Source organism: Bacteroides acidifaciens (assembly GCF_903181435.1).
Taxonomy (GTDB): Bacteria; Bacteroidota; Bacteroidia; order Bacteroidales; family Bacteroidaceae; genus Bacteroides.
The window spans coordinates 17,237-38,173 of the sequence record NZ_CAEUHO010000001.1; the positions used below are offsets into that span (position 1 = coordinate 17,237).

At 42.2% G+C, this 20,937-nt stretch carries 13 protein-coding genes and 1 pseudogene; 5 read left to right on the plus strand and 9 right to left on the minus strand.

Going from position 1 to position 20,937, the window contains the following annotated elements; all coding sequences use genetic code 11:
* Window positions 1-17: 17 nt before the first annotated feature.
* Window positions 18-533, minus strand: coding sequence for an RNA polymerase sigma-70 factor (locus CLIN57ABFB40_RS00080; RefSeq protein WP_117677760.1), 516 nt, complete (start codon window positions 531-533; stop codon window positions 18-20).
* Between the two features lie 285 nt (window positions 534-818).
* On the opposite strand from CLIN57ABFB40_RS00080, the gene CLIN57ABFB40_RS00085 reads away from it, so the two are divergent.
* Entirely contained in the window at window positions 819-1,031 is a 213-nt protein-coding gene (locus tag CLIN57ABFB40_RS00085; RefSeq protein ID WP_005851865.1) for a hypothetical protein, read from the plus strand.
* A 245-nt stretch (window positions 1,032-1,276) separates the two neighbouring features.
* On the opposite strand, the gene CLIN57ABFB40_RS00090 is transcribed toward CLIN57ABFB40_RS00085, so the two are convergent.
* Window positions 1,277-1,498, minus strand: coding sequence for a helix-turn-helix domain-containing protein (locus CLIN57ABFB40_RS00090; RefSeq protein WP_175628367.1), 222 nt, complete (start codon window positions 1,496-1,498; stop codon window positions 1,277-1,279).
* Window positions 1,499-1,867: 369 nt separating this feature from the next.
* On the opposite strand from CLIN57ABFB40_RS00090, the gene CLIN57ABFB40_RS00095 reads away from it, so the two are divergent.
* The gene (locus CLIN57ABFB40_RS00095) at window positions 1,868-3,055 is read left to right on the plus strand and encodes an AAA family ATPase (RefSeq protein WP_154029883.1); all 1,188 of its coding nucleotides are present in this window, start codon (window positions 1,868-1,870) and stop codon (window positions 3,053-3,055) included.
* Window positions 3,056-3,064: 9 nt separating this feature from the next.
* Window positions 3,065-3,682: an RloB family protein gene (locus CLIN57ABFB40_RS00100; RefSeq protein ID WP_154029885.1), complete on the plus strand. Its 618-nt coding sequence runs from the start codon at window positions 3,065-3,067 to the stop codon at window positions 3,680-3,682.
* 265 nt (window positions 3,683-3,947) lie between these two features.
* Here the strand turns inward: CLIN57ABFB40_RS00100 and CLIN57ABFB40_RS00105 are convergent, their stop codons facing one another.
* The 3 genes from CLIN57ABFB40_RS00105 to CLIN57ABFB40_RS00115 are packed head-to-tail and all read right to left on the minus strand — an operon-like array spanning window position 3,948 to window position 5,909.
* Window positions 3,948-4,700 (minus strand): hypothetical protein, encoded by a 753-nt coding sequence (locus tag CLIN57ABFB40_RS00105; protein WP_175628368.1) that lies wholly within the window; start codon window positions 4,698-4,700, stop codon window positions 3,948-3,950.
* A 4-nt stretch (window positions 4,701-4,704) separates the two neighbouring features.
* Window positions 4,705-5,118 carry a DUF3408 domain-containing protein gene (locus CLIN57ABFB40_RS00110; RefSeq protein WP_175628369.1) on the minus strand — a complete coding sequence of 138 codons (414 nt, stop codon included), beginning with the start codon at window positions 5,116-5,118 and terminating at the stop codon, window positions 4,705-4,707.
* A gap of 11 nt (window positions 5,119-5,129) precedes the next feature.
* Window positions 5,130-5,909 carry a ParA family protein gene (locus tag CLIN57ABFB40_RS00115; protein ID WP_175628370.1) on the minus strand — a complete coding sequence of 260 codons (780 nt, stop codon included), beginning with the start codon at window positions 5,907-5,909 and terminating at the stop codon, window positions 5,130-5,132.
* A gap of 391 nt (window positions 5,910-6,300) precedes the next feature.
* Between CLIN57ABFB40_RS00115 and CLIN57ABFB40_RS00120 the strand changes: the two genes are divergently transcribed.
* Both CLIN57ABFB40_RS00120 and yfcE read left to right on the plus strand, forming a co-directional pair.
* Entirely contained in the window at window positions 6,301-7,584 is a 1,284-nt protein-coding gene (locus tag CLIN57ABFB40_RS00120; RefSeq protein WP_175628371.1) for a serine/threonine-protein kinase, read from the plus strand.
* Window positions 7,585-7,615: 31 nt separating this feature from the next.
* A pseudogene (gene yfcE, locus CLIN57ABFB40_RS00125) lies at window positions 7,616-8,145 on the plus strand (phosphodiesterase).
* 1,155 nt (window positions 8,146-9,300) lie between these two features.
* Here yfcE and CLIN57ABFB40_RS00130 read toward each other — a convergent pair.
* The 4 genes from CLIN57ABFB40_RS00130 to CLIN57ABFB40_RS00145 form a co-directional block, all read right to left on the minus strand.
* The gene (locus CLIN57ABFB40_RS00130) at window positions 9,301-13,254 is read right to left on the minus strand and encodes a hybrid sensor histidine kinase/response regulator transcription factor (protein ID WP_175628372.1); all 3,954 of its coding nucleotides are present in this window, start codon (window positions 13,252-13,254) and stop codon (window positions 9,301-9,303) included.
* 240 nt (window positions 13,255-13,494) lie between these two features.
* Window positions 13,495-15,999: a family 20 glycosylhydrolase gene (locus CLIN57ABFB40_RS00135; protein WP_175628373.1), complete on the minus strand. Its 2,505-nt coding sequence runs from the start codon at window positions 15,997-15,999 to the stop codon at window positions 13,495-13,497.
* Between the two features lie 17 nt (window positions 16,000-16,016).
* Window positions 16,017-18,866, minus strand: a complete 2,850-nt coding sequence (locus CLIN57ABFB40_RS00140; protein WP_175628374.1) for an alpha-galactosidase — start codon at window positions 18,864-18,866, stop codon at window positions 16,017-16,019.
* Window positions 18,867-18,896: 30 nt separating this feature from the next.
* Window positions 18,897-20,705, minus strand: a complete 1,809-nt coding sequence (locus CLIN57ABFB40_RS00145; protein WP_175630305.1) for a glycoside hydrolase family 2 protein — start codon at window positions 20,703-20,705, stop codon at window positions 18,897-18,899.
* Window positions 20,706-20,937 lie beyond the last annotated feature (232 nt).

The following is a 20,937-nucleotide window of genomic DNA, read 5'->3' on the forward strand; positions in this document are numbered from 1 at the left end:
TGCGGAATTTGTGAATATTAGTTAAATAAGAATGCGTAAACTTTCTGTGTCCCTTCCCGTATCAGTCGGAGTGCCTTGCTGATGTGGTTATCCACCGTATTTACGGAAATCTGGAACTTGGCGGCTATCTCCCTGTATTTCATGCCGTCGCGTTTGTTCAGCAGGAATATCTCCCGGCAGCGTTCGGGCAAGGCATCAATGGCAGTCCACATCCGCGCTTCCCTGACCGAACGTTCCTCCGCTTCCTCATCGCTCAACGTATCTTCAAAATCGGAAGGAGAAAGATTCGGATCATATATCTCTTCTTTCTTCAGATAATCCAGACTGCGGTTGCGGGCAGTCGTATAAAGGTAGGCTTTGACATTTTCTATCTCGGCTCCACTGATACTTAATTTCTCCCATAGGATAGAAAAACTGTCTTGTACGATGTCTTCTGCAATATCCGTGTCGTGAACATAGTGCAGTACGTACAAGCATAACGGGCGATAATAATATTTGAATGTTTCATCTATGTCTATCGTAAATTTATTCATGCAAATAGGGTTATTGTTCTGTGCGTTTATATAAAAAGACGCAAAATAAGGCAAAGTTCACTATATTAGATTGTTAAAGAAATATAACGTACCCTCCCCCCTTCCCATATACGCATAGCGGAAAATATCACGGGGTTCCTGCACTTTCCTTTCCGTTTTTCCACATTCTTTCTTTTTTCCGTCCTATATCTATCGGAAAATAAAAAATACGTTTATGGAAGAAAAGAAGTTGCGCAAGGTTTATTTGATGGTGGAGTTCGGAAAACCTTTTGCGGTAAAAAGGAGATGTATGTAGCCCTCATGGCAGAACCAACTTTTTCGCAGTTCTCCAAGTTCATGCCCGTATCCAAGAAAGACGAGGTATCGGCTATGAGAACGCTTGTCAAGGACTGCTTCATCGAAGGTGACCACGAACTGGTAAATAATAATTTCCGGTTCCTCTTCGGCTTGATGGGACAACTCACCGACTTATTATCACCCGCCAGAGCACGCTCATAAATTAATAGAATGTTGGGCGGTACGTGACGACCAGCAACATCCGGCAACAGATGATTTACACGCGTCACTACTTTCCCGGCGTCAACCAACATAAGGTGACGGACGAAGAGCCCGAACAACTTTCGGAAGAAGTACTCTGACTGTACGAACAGGTGATAATAAGTCAAATAAGCTAAGAAATAATAAAAATGTTAAATCCTCATCCTTTAGAATGTACAATTAAAGACAACGACCATATTCCTGACTTATTGCTTATAAAATATTGAGAAATAATTAGTTGTAAATACATTTACTAAAATTTTCTCTTTCCGTTGAAGCCCGACAAAAGTCAATAATGCCTCTACATCCTCCGGTTTATAGAAAATCTTGTGCTGAATTTGTGAATAAGGTAATTTACCGTTATCTCTTAGGGTTTGTAATGTCCGGGGAGAAATATTCAATCTCAAACATACATCTTGGCTATCCATTCATGCACTAAGATTTTTGACATTGACTTTTTGACAAAGCGAATCTACTTGTTTTGTAAAAGCGTTGAATTGATTCATCATCTTTTCAAACAACTTGGTTTCAATGTAAATGACTTCCATAATAATGATATTATTTTAAGTTACACCATAATTTTGGTGCAAGATAGGGCGTATTTGTATGATTTAGGTTATAGTGTCACTTATTGTCACAAAAAGTCAGCTCTTTTCATAAAGAATGGAATTAATCAACTGGTGATGATAAGAAATTACTCCAAAAGATAAAAAAGTGAAATAATAACAAGAAAAGTATCTTTTGTGCAGATGATTTGTTATTTTTGTAGGAAAGTTACGAAATAAAAGGATGAATGTATGATTAGAGAACTTAGTATAGAAAATTTCATGTCAATACGAAAAGAGCAGGTGTTATCTTTCGAGGCTACCAAAGACAAGACCTCTCATGAGTTATTGACTGTCGAAATCAAACCAGGGATGCGGTTAAATCGTATGCTTATACTTTATGGAGCTAATGCTTCTGGAAAAAGTAATATTCTCTATGCTTATGAAACAATATGGAGAGTGTTGATGTTTCCCTATACTAATAAGCTGCAGGCCATACCTTTTTACCCGTTTGCTTTGGATAAAGATAAAAATACCCGATTGTCCGTATCCTTTTATATAGGACAAGTACGATACGACTATTCAGTGGAGTATAATAACCGCTATATCATTTCTGAGAAAATGGAATATGCTCCTAATGGAGTATTATCTTTATTTTATAGTCGGAAGTTTGTCCATGAAGATGTAGTACCGGATATTGAATTTGGTCGTACAGTCGGTTTGCATTTGAAAAGTAAGAAAACAATTGTAGACAATACTTTGAATAACCATACTGTACTGTCTACTTTCGCAAAAGTATCTTTAAATGAAGATGCAAAGATATTCCGTGATACCTATAACTGGATTGTTCGGTATGTGCATGGCATGAAGGGAAATAGTCTTTTGGATATTGCCCAGCAGTTGATTGATAATAAAGAGAAGAAAGATTATTTTATATCTGCTATGCGAAAGGCTGATTTTAATATTTCTAATATAAGTATTGACAATGAAGCAAGAATGCAAAGTGGCAAAGATGTGTTTTTTACTCATCACACCATAGACGGATCTGATTTTACTTTATCTTCTATTGACCAATCATTGGGGACATTACGCTATTTTCAGCTACAGGAATGTATGTTCAATATGTTACGTGAAGATCATATATATAGTTTTGATGAAATAGAAAGTAATTTGCATTATGATCTTTTGCTCCATTTTCTGACGACTTTTATGATGAATACAGCCAATTCGCAAATACTGTTCACGACACAAGACCAGCAGTTATTGGATGAAGAATTTATACGTCGAGATATGGTTTGGTTTACTGAGAAATCAAAGGAAGATGCCTCTACTGAACTTTATTGTGCTTCTGAGTTTGGATTGCACAAAAATCTATCTCTTTATAAGGCATATAGAACAGGAAAACTTGGTGCAAAACCGGAATTAGGTTCCATTTTTTAAGGAAGTGATATGAAAACGCGGAAAACAAAAACAACAATAGCTGTTATTGGTGAAGGGCCGACTGAAAAGTATTATTTGAAGTCATTAGAAGGTGTTATTCATGCACAAGTGAAACCAGTTGTTCCCAACCATGCCACTAGCATGGCTGAATTGGAACGTCGAATAGAACAATGCATCGATGACGGATATAATATGATATTCTGTCTAATTGATATGGATAATAAGAAAGAAGGGCGTAATCGAGAGAACTATTTAAGACTAAAAACAAAATATCATCAAAAAACGATCATCAAGAAGCGGCAAGGAACAGAAAGTCTAATACGTTTTTTTGAGAACGAGCGCTGTTTGGAAATATGGTTCTTATATCATTTCAAATATACGACTCAACAATTCAATAACTCAAATGAATTGGCGAAAGAATTGGAGCGAATTTGTAGTTATGAAAAGACCGAGGACTTTTTGAGCAGAAAATGCAAAGGCTTACATAATTTCTTGCTTGCTAATGGAGGAGATCTTGATAAAGCAATTGAAAATTCAGAAAAATCTATATTATCTAAATCAAAGGAGGGACGTGAACATACTTATAGCGAAATGGCAGATTTCTTTTATGAGGTAATGAAGAAATAGTCAGATTTAAGGGGTTAATTACTTGTTTTGAATGCCCGCTTTGATAAAGGGAAATAATCAACCTGAATCATAGAAGCCGGTCATGTCTTCTTTTTTAAAGGGTTATACACTACGTTTCAAAAACTCGCCATGCCCGGGATCAACCGGAGTCAAAGAAATCTCTCATGCTTTTTCGTTTTAAAAATTATACACTTCATTTTAAAGGCTCACAGCACCCGGATCAACCGGAATCAAAATATGGTCTCATATTCATTGTTTTTTCTATTTATTCAGGCACATACTCGGTTATATCAAATTCCCGGAGAATGTCGTCCTTGTTTTTTCCTGTCAATAAATGGGGTTCGCCCTTATCCACATACAAGCGCATATACCGTTTCAGTCTATCGCTGCTTCCCAGGACACTCGCTTGCAGGACCCTTTCCATGTTTGTGCCTTCCAGCTTTCGGAAGGTCTGCCGGGCTTGTTCCTGTTCCGTTTCCGTAGGCCCGTCCGATGTCATCACTTTCTCAATCATGTCCAAATCGTCAAAGGTGACACCGGTTGCCCGGTGGGGATTGCTCCGCTGTACGTATCCCGTAATCTCATAGCGCTCGGGTATCTCTTCTTTTTCTTCACCGGAAGAGGGGGAAGCCTCCTGCATATAGTCGGTTCCAGGATAATTCAGCCTTTGAAAAGGAACCGGAACTTCAGGGAATTTCGTATGCTTGTCAAGGGGCTCGTGCGCCCGGAGAACCGGCCCTGTTTCCTTTTCGGGAGTAAAGTTACCACTCTTATCCATGCCCGGTTCAAGCTGTCCGTTATTGTCATCTATTGTCAGTGGTTGTCGCATCCGATACCGGCTTTTGCCTATGATCTCCACCCCGGATACGGGGATTTCCGGATGATTTGTGGCAGGCGCGGCCGGACGTTCCTTCCTGTCTTTCCTGCCTCTCCATGTGAAAATGCCGCCCGTATGGACATACTTTTCAATACTCAGGTAAGAGGCATAAAGGAACAGGATAATAAAAAGGTATTCCATGTCCTTATGATTTTAGCGATTGGTAATATTTTTCCAGCACGGCGTTTATCAATTCGCCGTTCTCTTCGAAATGATGCGCCAGTACCTGGTTCACAAAACCGGCTACGGTCACTTCCCCACGCCCGACCGCCCATACCAGGGAAGAGATACGGCGGTGCAGCCCGGCATCAATATGTAATGATTTACGGGATTTGGATCTGGTCGTATTCAGGAAGGACGCCCTGTAAGCATTGATGTCCCCGGTGGTAAAGACCGGAGCTTCACTGCTCCCGGCAATCTCCTCTTCCGTATCCTCCGGTTTCCGGGACGCAGCCGTTGCAGGGGATTCCGGCCGTATCGTCCCTTTCCGGGCTACAATATCTAATATAGCCTTCTCATCGATACTCCGGGGATCAAACTTCTTCTTTCCGCTATCCATGGTTCCTCTTGTTATAAGGAATGACAATCATCCAGATGCGTCACGGCACATAACTCGTCTATCAGTTCACAGAGGCCCGAACCTTTTATCTGGCGGTTGTCGGGAGGGAACAGCGTGGAACGGAAGATACTGTTCTTCAGAGGGCTCAACTCTTTGTTATAGCGTTTGGTATCCGGTATCCGTGATTCCAGCAGGTGCAACCCCGCTTTTTGTATGACACGGTTCCAGGACTCGTAAGTCTCCTGCCGTTCACGTTTGTCTATCATGTTCCAGAAAAGATAGATACCTTTCAGGTTACAGTTGTGCCTGGCGATCAGTTCTTCCTCCACCACCTCGGCAAACTGGAGGGAACTCTGCATGACGACATTGTCCGCCTTTAAAGGGATGAAGATGTAATCTATCGCTGAAATAGTATGGACAACCCCTTCGCTGCGGAGGGTTCCCGGAAGATCGAACAGTACGACATCAAAGACGACATCCTGCTCTTCGATGTAGCGGTGCAGGTCTTCTATCGCTTTCTCCGGATTGCTTTTGATTACCGGATAGGAGCGTTTCCGGATTTGTTCATGCTGTCGGTAAAGGGATACTTTGAGAAAATCGCTTTCCTGTACGCTTTCTATGTCCCGGTCACGCATCCGGGAGATGCTGTGCTGGGGGGAGTCGCAATCCACGACACCCACCCTCAGGCCTTTCCGGTAGTGAAGGATACTGGCTGCCAGAACAGTGAAGGCAGACTTTCCGATTCCTCCTTTCTGGCTGGCAAAGGCAATCAATAACGGTTCTTTTTTCATACGCTTTTTTTATAATCAGATAAAAATATAATGCTGTAAAACTGTAATGCTTATAACTGTATATCCGTTCTACACTGCAAAAGAAAGGAATGCCGGGAAGAGATGAAATACCCTGTCACGGATAGTCATAGATAGTCAGGAATTGGCATTTTAAGTTTTAAATATTTTGGAGACAATATAGTTTTACGCAAAGTATAGACACGAGATTATCTAAAAGCATTTTTTGAGTTCCACAGAAAAATAGATTATAATGGAGAAAGTTGTTCTATATAATAGAACGAATATCAAGTATTCTTTGCATATATTCATTTTTATAGCGAGTTTTGTATGGTCAAAGTACATTTTGTGAGATAAGTAATGGAGTAATTGTTTTTTTTAATAATGTAGATAAATGAAAATAGGTGATATAATTAATGGATATAAAGTTGTGGACTATGTAGGTGCCGGAGGAATGGGAACCGTATATCATGTTAGTAAAGAAGGAAAAGATTATGCATTAAAAAATTGTAGAACTGATGATAAGGAGTTAGTTTTAAGATTTAAACGGGAAGTGAGGTTGATGAAATCAATTAACGATTCCAATGTACTCAATGTGATTGATGAGGACTTAGATGCCATTCCACCATATTTCATTATGAACTTGTGTGATAAGTCATTAGAAGATATTGTTGAATTAGGAATAACGGAAGAGGAGCGATTTGATTATGTTATACAATTATGTTCTGGTATTAAAGTATTGCATGACAAAGGAATAATACATCGAGATATTAAGCCGAGTAACGCTTTATTACAAGGGAAACTTCTTAAAGTCTCTGACCTTGGGCTGGGAAAATTTATAGTACGTGATTCAGCGACCTTAACTCCTACTAACGATAAAACAATGGGAACTTATGATTATATTTCTCCAGAAATCTATAATAATGGAGAAGGGAGAAATGCAGATAAAAGGAGTGATATATATTCTATTGGCAAGTTGATTTACTATGTTTTTTCAGAAGGAGAAAGCCCGCTTCATGTAAATGCAGCAAAGGTAAAAACTGATATTTTCCCAATCATAAATAAATGTACAAAGATATCACCTGATGATCGTTACCAAGATGTATCTGAGATTATTAATGAGCTAAATATATGTCAGAAGTCAAGAGAAATTATAATATCTTTTGCGGACATGATTTCAGCTCACAAAACTGGAATAAATGATTCAAACTTTGCAGAACAGGTTTATCGATATCTACTGACTCTGCAAGATGATTTAGGAGTTTTAATTAAAGACTTACGAATTTTAAAAAGTGATGGGTTTAAGTTAGTACTTAGATATAAGCGGGAAGAAGTCAGTAATCTCATTAATTTATTATTAACTACACACAAAAATGATGAAAAATATTGGATTCAATTTGAAGATATTGATATTTTAGTGGATAGAGCTCGTTTGTTGATGCAAACAACGAAAATTTTACAAGAGAAGCAGGACCTATTAGAATTTTCTATAAAACTATCTATTGAATATAATCGTTGGCCAGCTATGAGTGTTGTTGTAAATATGTTACATGATTTGTCAGAGCAAGAAATAAAAGCGATGGCTCTATTTTTTACTACACATAAAGGCGATATTAACCAAATAAAGGATGATGTTATGAATACAATACCGGAAGCTATAAAAACATTTATACGCTAATATATTATAATTTCAAATCAAAGAAAATATAATGAAATATCTGATTGTGTCCGACATACACGGCTCGTGGAACAAGTGCTGGCATTTTACAGAGAGCAGCAGTGCGGAATGCTTTGCATTTTGGGAGATATCCTGAATTATGGTCCCCGCAACGGGATACCCCAAGGACTGGATCCGCAAGGGATCGCAGAACGCCTCAATGCGATGGTCGGCGAGACTGTCGCCATCCGTGGAAACTGTGATTCGGAGGTGGACCAGATGCTGTTTGACTTTCCCATCCTGTCCGATTATACCCTGCTGGTGGATAATGGAAAACGTTTCTTTCTCACTCACGGACATATCTATAATGAGAACAGACTGCCGAAGGGAAGGGTCGACTGCCTTTTTTATGGTCACACACACCAGTGGAAACTTGAACGTACAGAGCGCACAGTAATCTGTAATACTGGCTCCATAACCTTCCCGAAGGATGGGAACGTGCCGACATTCGCTGTTTACTATGACGGTACGGTATCTGTCCACCGGCTGGACGGCAGTAGGCTGAAAGAACTTTCTCTCTGATGGGGAGTGTATAATAATAGCCTTTTATAATTGTAATTCTGTATAAATGTAGTCTTGTATAATTGTTTATCCATTATCTGAATATTCAAATATCAGAATATAGCAATATTCAATTATCTCAATATCCAAAACCCCAATTATTCAGTTATCACTGTATAACATTCCAAGAAACTACAGATATAATAGTATCCGGATTATTCGATTAAACTGCCGGATAATTGTAGTATGCTCTACCGTTATAGAATACTACACCTCGTTCCGGCTTTGCAATGTTGGTGAAAATTGCCAACTTTCCCGAATGGGCAGACCGGAATGGGGGAGGTTGCTATCGAAAGGAAGACATCAAGCGGAGCAATCTACAGTTCTACTTAAAAACGTTGTCCCCATTAGGGGACAGCAAGTTGTGTTTTCGTTAAACGAAAACGAAATTGTTTAACGGCAGAAGCCGTTAAACAATTGTAGCTAATCATGCTCCAAAGTCACATTTTATTTCATAGCGGGCTTTTCACGTTCGATTTTGTAATATTATACTATGCCTCCACAGGACGGGAGTTATTGGTAGGGAGAACTTTCTACTACTTTTGTGCTGGTTGACTATATCACAGTTTCAGTTCTTGTTCAGAAACAAGATTAGTTGTTAATGAAAGTTATATAAATATATAGCTCAAATAGAGGGGCACTTTGGAAAAAAGAAATGCACAAGATGCATTTAATCAATCGCTTATAGTTGTTAAAAAACAAGTATAGTGGCGGTGATATTACCAAATATTAAATGATGATAAATATTTGAAACGTATAGGATAAAAGATGTTTCCATATTTGTGTATAGGTTGTTATTTTGGAACTTGACTAAAAATATGTAAAAAATGAGTTCGATATATTTCAAGCACAACTGTTTTTATGAGGGTTTTATATTTGAACATATAATTAGGTAGTTGGATTTCGTTTAAAGGAGACTGGGTCTTTTAACAGTAATTGTACTAATTTCAAAATTCAAATTATGGAGTTGACACGTTTCGTTATTTGAGGTTTATTGCGTGTGTGCTTTAAATAGAACTTGCTATGTGTGGTAAGTAAATTACACTATATTAACTAGCGCTTCATCTTATTGATTTTCAGTGCTATATTAAGTTTATAGAGATTTCTACAGAATCTTTATGAGATCATACTTTTTTTATTTTTTGTGTAATCTTTTGGTAATACACCGAATTTCTGTTTAAAACATTTGGCGAAGTAGGAAGAACTGGTAAAACCTAATTGTAAGTAAACTTCATTTATGCGCATTCCTTCGGATAGATATTGGGCAGCCATGTTCAGACGATAATTCAACACATAAGTATTGGGTGTCATACCAGTGACAGCCTTGACTTTTCTATGAAAATTACTACGGCTCATATTGATTTTTTCTGCCAGATTATTTACTGAATAATCTATGTCGTCCACTTGTTCTGCCAATATCTCATCCAGAATTTTAATAAATTCCATATCCTTCGAAGAAAATGCATACTTTTCCGGCTCGGACATGCTGTCGTTTGTTTTGGGAAAATCACTTAGCAATTGATGGAAAGCCAATCGTAATGCCATCAGATTCTCAACTTGTTTATGTAGCTGTTTGATTGAGAATGGCTTTTCCATGTATACGTCTGCTCCGTTTTCCAATCCTGCTATTTTGGCAGACAATGTAGTCTTGGCTGTAAGCAGGATGACCGGTATGTGAGAATATTCAATGTTTGATTTTATTTGATGGCATAATTCTATACCGTCCATTTCTGGCATCATGACGTCACTGATAATAATGTCGATGTTCTCTTCCGTCAATAATTCCAAGGCTTTCCGACCATTTTCGGCACATCTTACATGATACCATTGTTGTAAGGAATTACGTGTTATACTCAGCAAATCCGGATTGTCTTCCACTAATAAGAGTGTAGTCTTTTCTTTTTCTGTATTTACTTCCTTGTTTGTTTCCATTTCGCAAATATCTTCCTTATGTGCTGAGTTTTCATTCACAGTATCGGTCATGTTTACTTTTGGAAGAGATAGGATAAAAGATGAACCACCGGAAGGAATGTCTCGTAGTGACAATGTTCCTTTATGGGCTTCAGCTAATATTTTGGAGAAAGCCAACCCGATACCTGTTCCTTTGTTGGAAGGAGCATCCGGTACTTGATAGAACAATTGGAAGATTTTCTCCTGCTGGTCTTTGGGTACACCACATCCGTCATCGTTTACCTGAATCGTGATTGTATCCTCTGTAGTCTCTAATTTTAATTCTATGTGCGATTGGGCATATTTTATTGCATTGCCTAATAAATTGACTATGACGGTTCTTATTTTGTCAATATCAATGGAAGTATATATATCTTCTGTCGGGAGAACGATTGACAACTCGATATCCTTCAATGCTGCAATATTATGGAATTGCTCATAGATGGAAACAAGTTGGAGATTCAAATGGCAAGGTTTGGGATTTAATAGCACTCCATTACTTTCTATTTTTTGAAAGTCGAGGAGCTGGTTAGTGATATTCAACAGATAATTTACATTCTTATCAATCATCGACACATATTCATCCTCCCTCTTGTTTTCTCGTAACTTCTCCAATGGCAGGCAAATCAGACTGAGCGGTGTACGTATTTCATGTACAAGGTTGACGAAAAAGTTTACTTTTAGTTTATAAGTCTCCTTTTCTTTGGCAAGGTTGAATTCCTCCATCCGCCGTTTGTATTTGCGTTTGATATATAGATTCCAGCGATATCCTACATAGATAATGATACTTGTCAGGAGTAATGAATAGGCTATGTATGCCCAAGCACTCTGCCACCATGGTGGTGTGATTATAATCTTCAGCATTGTAGTTTCCCGGTTCCACTCTCCATCGTTATTCGAACCGTTTAGCATAAATGTGTATTCACCGGGAGGTAGATGATTATAAGATACAGAGTTGGTAGTTGTATTTCGAATCCATGTCGGGTCTATTCCTTTCAGCATATAGTTGTATTGGTTTCTTTGTGACTCTCCATAACTTAGAGCTGCAAAGTCAAGGGTGAAACTATTCTTTTGGTAGGGCAATCTGATTTCTTTTTTTAGGTAGAGAAGTTCTTCATGGGGGGGATGAGATGTATTCTCGTCATTGGAATAGGGGAAATGGATGTCAGTCACATATACTTGCGGAACATACGTGTTTTTTATTATTTGTTCGGGGACAAAAGCATTGAAACCATTGCTGCCACCAAAATACAACCTGCCGTCTGATGTTAATAAAGAAGCGCCGGCAATGAATTGATTGCTTAGCAGACCGTCATTGATGGTAAATAAGCGTGCATCGTTTGTTTTCCGGTCGATTTTATACAATCCCTTGTCTGTCGAAATCCAAAAGTTACCGTTCCGGTCTTCCTCGATGGAATAGATGGTTACATTTTGTAATTGCGTATTTTCGGGGCAGTTGTTGACAAAACGTTTCTGTTCGGGAGAGAAATAACATAGTCCGTTTCCATTGGTTCCCAGCCACATCACCCCTTTGCTGTCTTCAAACAAAGTAGTGATTGTATTGTCGGGAATTATCGAAGAGTTACTTCTTTGTCCATAGTGTTTCCATTGTCCGTTTGGATAATAGCAGAAAGCTCCCAGGTTGGAAGTGGCAATCCATAGATTTCTGTTGGAATCTTCATATATATCGGTGACGGGAGTCATTGCTCCTACGTATATATTCACAAAGAAATTGTCCTGTTCCTCATTGTAGGTACAAAGTCCCATACTGGTTCCTATGTAAATGTTCCCTTTGTGGTCTTTGCCGATTGACATAACATTGTTGCTTGACAATGTTTTAATCATACGGTCGGAATGGGTGTAATTTTTGCTAACACCGGTTTTCAGGTCATATCTGAACAGTCCGTTTTCATGTGTGCCAATCCAAAGCCGCTCACCATCCAAATGTAAAGCACTGATGTTGTATTTCCTTTCAGTATGCGGCGATAACACACATTCCGTCAAGCTTTGTGTCCGCAGCTGGTAGAGCCATAATCCGTGTTGGGTGCCTATATACACCTCTCCATTCTCTTTTTCGCAAAAAGTGTTGACGCCTTGGGCGATTTTCTGTCCCATGGGGATGATATGATGTTCAAACCTTCGTAATTGCCTCGGCATGTAATTCACCCCTCCGTTTGTTGCCAGCCAAAGAGTTCCTTCGGCATCCAGCATCATTGCATTTACTACCGGATTACTCATGGCATATTCGCCTGTAGTTTCTACTTTCTTCCATTCTTTGTTTTGTCTACCGAAGAGGAAAAGTCCCGAATTCGTGCCTATTAATAGTTGCTCGCTGTCATATTCTATCATGCAGAGGATAGAGATGGAGGAAGGAAGCGGATAACTGTTCACCATTTTTTCTTTTTCGGAATAACACTCTAGTGTATTTTCAGTACTGAACCAGATACCTTCAGAGGTACTTAACAGACCATTTACTTTTTTCTTTTCTTCTGCTTCGTCCGTAAGTGTGGAAAGGGTAGATAGAAAATAGCCCATCCGGTCGAATACAAATATTCCTTTGTTGATAGAGGATATATAAATACGTCCATCTACCCCTTGACAGATATCTCTAGCAAATGAATTCTGTAGGATATTTTGCCGTAGAACGCCTGTTTGCGGGTTGTATACAAATATCCCTTGTCCCAAGGTGGTAATCCAAATCAGTCCGTTGTCCGCTTTCCATATTTCGGTTACTTCACAACTGACGAATACATCGTATCGTGTTTTCTTGTCGAAAAAAGAGAAATCATCTGTAGAACGGTGATAGATATATACACCATTATTGGTGCCTATCCATATATCCTGGTTATCTTCCATCAGAGAAGATACAAAGTTATTCCCCAATGAGCGGGAAACTCCTTCCACATGTCGATACACCCGGTTTGTATATCCGTCATAGCAATTCAGACCGTTGCTTGTCCCTGTCCAGATAAAACCGTAAGAATCCTGAAGAATAGACCATACCGTGTTGTGTGATAGGCCATCGGATACTTGGTACTTTTTGAAAGGAAAAGTGACGGAAGCTGACAGAGGTCCTGCAAAAAGAATGATATAAAAGAAAAAAATAAATATGCTTTTCATGATATTTCCAATTCTACATTGTTTCGGATATTCTCTGAAACGAAATCATCATGGAACAAAGATATATATTTTCCGGTAACATGCAATAATGTGGCTTTTAAAAATAAAGGCGGTGACAAGTTGAAATATAACAGTGCATATGGGGTAAAAAATAATGTGGCTTTTAAAAATAAAGGCGGTGACAAGATACACTTGTCACCTTCCTGCTATTTGTTATCCTTAATCTTGTTTTACCGAAAACTATTGTTCTAACACAGCTGTCATACTTTCTTTGCCCAAATAAAAAAGCTTGGCTTTGACCACTTCTGTCTGGCAATCTATGGGAGTTTCCCATAATGGAGAATCTTCCATTGGTTCCGTTCCGTCCGTAGTATACCGTATCTGTCCTTCACGAATGGAAGTGTTGGCATATAGCTTTCCGTCTTTCAGACACAGCCCCGGATATGGCAAACGGAAGTGAATACCGTTTTGAACCCAGTGGGGCATCTCTTTTCGACTGATTTTCCGATAGAATTGTAACAAATCCTGTTCGTATGCCTGTGCTTCTGTGCTTCCTGATAAGTTTTCCCAAACCGGATGTGCATTCCAGCCACGTTCTGCCAGTCCCATTATCTTAGGAAATGTATAATATTCTACTTGTTGATAATTCCGGATGGTTTCTGCAAATAGTTGTGCTTGTACGCCTGTGATTCGTTGTTTTCCCAATGCAGTCAGGGCGGTTTTGCCGATTTCCATGGAATCGGGCGACACCGGACGTCCTGCCATTGTAGTGCGTGAGGAACGGTATACCCGATATGGCAACATGGAGAAGGATTTGGATTCGTCTACATATCCTGCCCAGAAGTGGCCCGGTTCGTCAGTATGCGCATCGTAAGCCAAATCCAGGTAGAAGTTGTTCACGTTGCAAAGAATCACTGGATATCCGTTGTTGGCTATTTGATAAGAAATCTCATCTGTTCCCCATTCGGCAACTGTGCTCCAGCAATAGATACCACCGGCTCGTGGAGCAAGAGCGGCATGCGTTTCCGTGCGATGCCCTAACGCTGCTTCCTGCCAACCGCCGAATGAAATGCTCTGTTGTTGCAGGCATTCGGACACGCGGGTGATGAAATATTCCGCCAAGTCGTGCATCTGTGTCATTCCTTTCTCCTTCATCAGTTGCATGCATAGGGGAGAACCGCTCCAGGCTCCTTCCGCAACTTCGTCGCCGCCGACATGAATGGTTGTCAGAGGGACGCCTGCTTCGCGATACATTTCCTTTATTTCCCGTACCACCTTTTCTATAAAACGATAGGTGGAAGGCATTGCCACGTTCATAACATTGTCCGTATACCATTGTGCGGAGATATATCGGGAACTGTCCTGCGGGTCGTGTAGCATATATTCGGTAGCCTTTTCCGGATTCGAGCCGATGTATTTTTCATACCGTGCCTTCATGGCTGTGATGGCCGCCCGTGCGTGTCCCGGTGACTCTATTTCCGGAATCACTTGTACATGTCGTTCGGCAGCATAACGCAACAGTTCGATGAATTCGGCACGGCTGTAGAAACCATTTCCCGATGTAGGGGCATTCGGGTCGTATCCGTTTTCATAAGCAGGGTACAGGCATTCAGCTTCGTTCGTGGTATGTCCGCGGCGTGCTCCTATCGAAGTAAGTTCTTCCAGCCCGGGTATTTCCAGCCGCCAGCCTTCGTCGTCCGAGAAATGGAAATGAAATGTGTTAAGTTTATAAGATGCAGTGATGTCTATCAACTTTTTCAGATTCTCTGCCGTGGTGAAGTTCCGGACGATGTCGAGCATTTGTCCGCGATACAAGAGGTCGGGATAGTCGCGGACAGAGACTGCTTGCAGTCGCAATGTCTCTCCTTGTCCTTTCAGCATTGCCAGCAGGGTCTGTGTTCCGTTGAAGATGCCATGCGATGTCTTCCCTTTCACGATAGCCTGTCGGTTGTTGATGTCCAGTTCGTAGTACTCATCGTTTGGTACTTCCTGGTCTTTGGGAAGATACTCCAATAGGATGCTTTCCTCTGCTTCCGTTGCTACTTCCAGTCCGTATGTATTTTCCAGTTTTTCTTTCAGCAATTTTCCTTCATTGGCAAAATCTTTGTGGAATGACAGGGCAATCTTGTTTCCGATAAGCATCTCACCTTCGGCAGGTATGGCTTGTTTCACTGCCGGCAAGATGTCAACAGGACGTAATTCCTGTAAAGGATGCTGTTGCAAACGTGCATTTGTTTCATAAAGCCGATGTAGGAAGGCGGTTTGTGCCTTGGTTGGAGCCAGTGGTATGATGCGCATCTCCACTGGTAGCGGCTGTCCTTTTCCCGCACCCGACCGGCTTACCCAATAGCTACCTTCGGGAGCGTGTGAGGTTTTGGGCACTTCACCGTCACATTTGAATGTTACCCGTATCGAATCACCCGGAGCCAGCGAAGCAAATTCCACCGTCGGATATATCTTGTGATAGGTGCCGCTAATCCATTCTATTTTCACCTTTGATGATGTTTCTTGTTGTATATGGTGGGGGAGTTGTGCATAATAAATCATCCAGTCTTTGTCGACCGGAGCATCTGAAATATTTTTCAATATAAAGGAGTTTTCGTATGTTCCTTCTTCAGGATGAATTTCGCCCATTTCCCAGGTCAGTGATAAAGGAGCGTATATTTCTTTCGAGGGCTTGCATCCGTTTGTCCATATAAGCAAGAGGAGTAAGAGTCCTGCTATATAAGTTTTTGGTATCTTCATATGCCTTTTTGATATTATCATATAAGTGCTTGGTATATCATTTCCGCAATTTTCTTCATGCCTTCATCATTGGGATGTGCGATGATGAAATCTTTGGTTACAGTATATGGCTTTCCGTGTATGTCATAAAGAGTGTCTCCGACTTTCGGACGTGAATCATACAAGCGGTCTATCCAGTCAATCGGAATATAAGTGAGTCCATGCATATGCGCAGCGTTGATGATGGCACGTTCTTTTTCATCATCCTTCCAGAAACAACCGGTGATGACTACTTTGTCTGCTTTCCGCTTGCAATATTCTACCAATCGGAGGATACCTGATTTGAATGCTTCCTTATCTTGTACGTTTTCTCCCAGGCGGATAACGATCACATCCTTATCTGTAGTGTGAGCACCAATCAGTGAGTCGATACTGCAATTCAAGTTGCGTTCCCAATAGGCGATGTTCAGCGGGGTAACCACTGTGCCGGGACGGTTTTGCGAGAGCATCTTCTCCAATTGATGGCAATAGTCGTTTTCTTCTTTGGATGCTGCCATGCCCCATTTGGAGAACCATTCGATGTCCGCTTTATATTCGTGGCGGGTGATAGAGTTGCCTAAGCAAAGAACACGTAATGGAGGGCATTGTGTTATCCGGTTGTCGGAAGACGAGGAAGTTACTTCTTCCAGATAAAGCACGCGGCTGGCATATTCGTTTTGTTTCGAAGGTTCCACTCTGTGGGTAGAGGGAATTTCCAGTCCGTTGTCATTCAGATATGCACCGCTGAAACTTTTACCTTCGAATTTTAAAGGTTCGGTGTCGATGCGGTTCAACTCATGCACCTTATAATATTTGTCCGGAGCAAGTCCTGCCATCTTCACCCGTGGCAAGTGCCGGTTGCAGAAATGTTCCGTTTTCCACCAGTAGAATACAGCTTTGTCCTTTTCCGGCGATACATACATCAGCGAAGCTGCGCCCTGTTTGTCATACGGAGAAAGTAAACGGTAAATATCTCCGAACTGTACGACGGGACGTATCGTTTTGTATTCGGCAATGGCGTTTCTGCACAATGCCTTTTCCGCTTCCGTCATATCCTTGGGATGTATTTCCATACCTAAGCGCCCGCTCATCGCTACATCAATACGGAACTTCAATGGAACGGAACGCGATGTCTGATGGTTAGGGCTTGCGCTGATATGCGCCCCCATGCCGATGGCGGGGAAGAAATAGGAAGTGCCCCATTGGATGTAGATACGCTGAAGTGCATCCGTATTGTCGCTTGTCCAAAATTCGTCGAAGTAGGGTAGTACGCCGTAGTTGACACGTCCGCCGCCGCTGGCGCATGCCTGTATCGTCAGTTGCGGATAGCTGGCGCGAATGCGTCGGCACACGTTCTCAAAGCCCCGGTGGTATTCGATGTTCAGGTGGCTTTGATTGTCTTTGGTCAGGTATTGCGAACCTTGGGTGATGATGGACATATTGGCGTCCCACTTGATATAATCAATGTCGGGATAGGAATTCATCAATTCGTCCACTGTCTGTACGATAAAATCCTGCACTTGCGGGTTGGAGAGGTCGAGCACGACTTGTGTGCCGCCGCGGGCGCATACCACTTCCCGTTCGGGTGCCTTGATAATCCATTCGGGGTGCTTTTCGTACAGTTCGCTTTTGGTATTAGCCATTTCCGGTTCCAGCCAGATGCCGAACCGTATGCCGTGTTTCTGGGCGTTGTCAAGTAATGATTGCAGTCCGCCAGGGAGTTTGGTCTTGTCTACGGTCCAGTCGCCCAAAGCATAAGAGTCGTTTTTGCGCGGATATTTGTCGCCAAACCAACCGTCGTCCATTACAAACAGTTCGCCTCCCATGGCAGCGATGTCACCCATCATCTGGTCCATGCCCTGTTCGTTGATGTCGAAATAGACGCCTTCCCAACTGTTCAGCAGAATTTTGCGGGGAGTGTTCCCGTTGGCAAGTTTATGCAAACGTGCCCATTGATGGAATTTCCTGCTGCATCCGCTCATTCCTTCGTCGCTGTAGGTCAGTGCTAATGCGGGGGTGCGGAATACTTCTTCTTTTTTCAGGTTGTACCAGGAGTTTTCTTCGTTGATGCCGGCAAGGAAATGATGCCAGTCGTCTTCTTGCGTGTCAATGCGCAGTTTGTAGTTGCCGCTGTAGCAAAGTGCTGCACCGATGACGCGTCCTGCGTTCTCCTGCGGTTTGCCATCGAGCGAGAACATCACTTCTGCATGTGCCGATTGGGAGTTGCGTACCCCGTCCGTGTTTTTGATAACTTTCATACCCGGTTGCAATGCTTCCTGGCAGAGTTGTCCTTCGTTTGCCCAGGCACCGGAAAGATGTGCCAGCCAGACATTGCCACGGCGGACAGGCAAGTAGGCGGAAGCGAACTGCTGAAGTTGGACGGGCTTCTTCTCTTCGTGACGGATTTCAGTCCATGTCTCGATGACATCCGCATCCTGCCATGCTTTGTAGCAGATGTTGACGAAGAAAGGATACACTTTGTCTTTCAGTTCTATCACCGTCAAAGTGGCATTTTCTTCTGTAAGGCGTGTTTCTTTTACGCCTATGACTGCCATTTGAAGTGTCAGGTTACCGTCGGCATGGCGGACGGACAATGCCGTTTCGCATGGATACCCCATTCCGTAAACGGGATAAGCATTTCTCCCGCGTGCTGTTTCGCAAATGCTTCGGATATCCGCATCGGAGGTGCGTGAGCCGTAATACAGTTGTTCTGGTGTACCGCCGTTTGGTGCCGAGAGGAGCAACTGTGTACGGGGAGTGGATATGGTGACATTCTGCGCCGGCAGAAGTGTAGACAACAGCCAGACGGAAATTAGGAAAAACAGATTTCTTTTATTTATAATTGTCATAATAGCAAATTACGTGTTTTTTAATGTCTACTAACGGGAATTTTTTGCAGGAAGCGGATTATCCAGGCAACGGCAAACTTCACTGTTGACTTTCTGTAATGCATCCGCATTCATTTTCACGACTTTGCGGTCGTAGGTCATCAGTCCGTTGATTTCCGATTCTACATCGGTTGTTTGGGTATATACGGCACCGCATAGTCCCAATGCCGACAGTTCCTTGAGGCGGTTGGCATACTTCAGGTACTCTTCCGTTGCTTCTTCTTTGTCTTTCAGGTCACCGTATCCCCAGTTGCGGTCTTCGTTCCACAGATGTCCTTTCAGCGCCATGCCGATTCCGCCGAACTCACCGATTACATTTACCCGGTCGGCATCGAAGAGGAACATGACGGGTTCCGGATAACTGTGCAGGTCGAGAATATCCCCGCAAGGGAAATAATTGCCTCCACTGGCGGGATTTACCGGGCGCGTCGGGTCATATTTTTGGGTCCAATCAGCTATTTCTACGGATTTGAATTGTCCCATCGCTTCGTTGAACGGTGTCCATACGCCAATGCACGGATAAGAATAGAGACAGTCCATCACCTCTTTCCACTCTTTCCGGTAGATAGCTTCCGATTCCGAAGTACGTACCATCTCCGGACCATAGTAAAACTGCTTATATTGCCAGTCCTGATTCTTGTCGCCGTTGGGCATATCCTGCCATACCATCATTCCCAGACGGTCGCAATGTGCATACCAACGTGCCGGTTCCACTTTCAGGTGCTTGCGTATCATGTTGAATCCGAGTTCTTTGGTCTTTTCGATGTCGTAGCACAAGGCTTCGTCCGTTGGTGCGGTATACAGACCGTCGGGCCACCAGCCCTGGTCGAGCGGACCGAAATGGAAGATGTCTTTGTTGTTCAGTTGCAGGCGCATGTACCCTTTTTCGTCTCTTCGCGTGGAGAATTTCCGCATGGCGGTATAGCTTTTCACTTTGTCCTGCAATTTGCCGTTGGCATAAAATGAGATTTCCAAGTCATAAAGCGAAGGGGAGTCCGGAGACCATAATTTGCAATCTGCCGGCATCGGTATTTCTACGGAAGTATGGTTCAATGCACTGCCGGAGGCGATGACTTTGTTGCCGTCAAGCACTTTCACTTCTATCCGGTCGTTGGCTTTGGGGTTGTTCACTGTTGTTTCCACCGTCAGTTTGCCACCATCTATGTCGGGAGTCGTCCGGATGTTTTCTATGGCACGTTCGGGGACAGGTTCCAGCCATACGGTCTGCCAGATGCCGCTCACCGGTGTATACCAGATATGTCCGGGGTTGCTTACCTGCTTGCCGCGTGCCTGTTTGCCTTTGTCTGTCGGGTCCCATACGCGCACCACTACTTCATTGTCTCCTTTTTTCAGCGCTTGCGTGATGTCGAATGCAAAAGGAGTGAATCCGCCGCAGTGTTCACCGAGTTTGGTTCCGTTCACCCATACGGTGGTTTTCCAGTCTACCGCCCCGAAATTCAGCAACACCCGTTGCCCTTTCCAGCGGGAAGGCACGGAAAAGGTGCGCTGATACCATAACTCGTTGTTCTCTCCCAATTCTTTTCCTACACCGGAAAGTGCGGATTCTACAGCGAAGGGTACCAGAATCTCACCGTCATACGTCTTCGGCATTGCTTTGCCCGACGGAAGAATGGCATACTGCCAAAGTCCGTTTAGGTTTATCCACTCCGCACGTTCCATCAAAGGACGCGGGTATTCGGGTAATACGTTACTTACGTCTACTTGTGCTGCCCATTCTGTAACGATTCTGTTACCGGCAGGTTTCCATTGGGCATAAGAGCCGGTGCAACACACCCACATGATTAACACCCCATAGATGTACGAATACTTCGCCATCCCTTTCATTACTGTTTTCATACAGACCAATATTTATGTGTTTCTTAAATTGTTTTTCATGTTCACTTTGCAAAAGTCTTAAATCTCCGGATGAATAAAGGCTAAAATTTTGCCTATTAAGGCTAAAATTCTGCCTGTAAGGAATAAAATCCTGTTAGAATGCGGATATTTGCTTTTTTTATACTTCCTTTGTCGC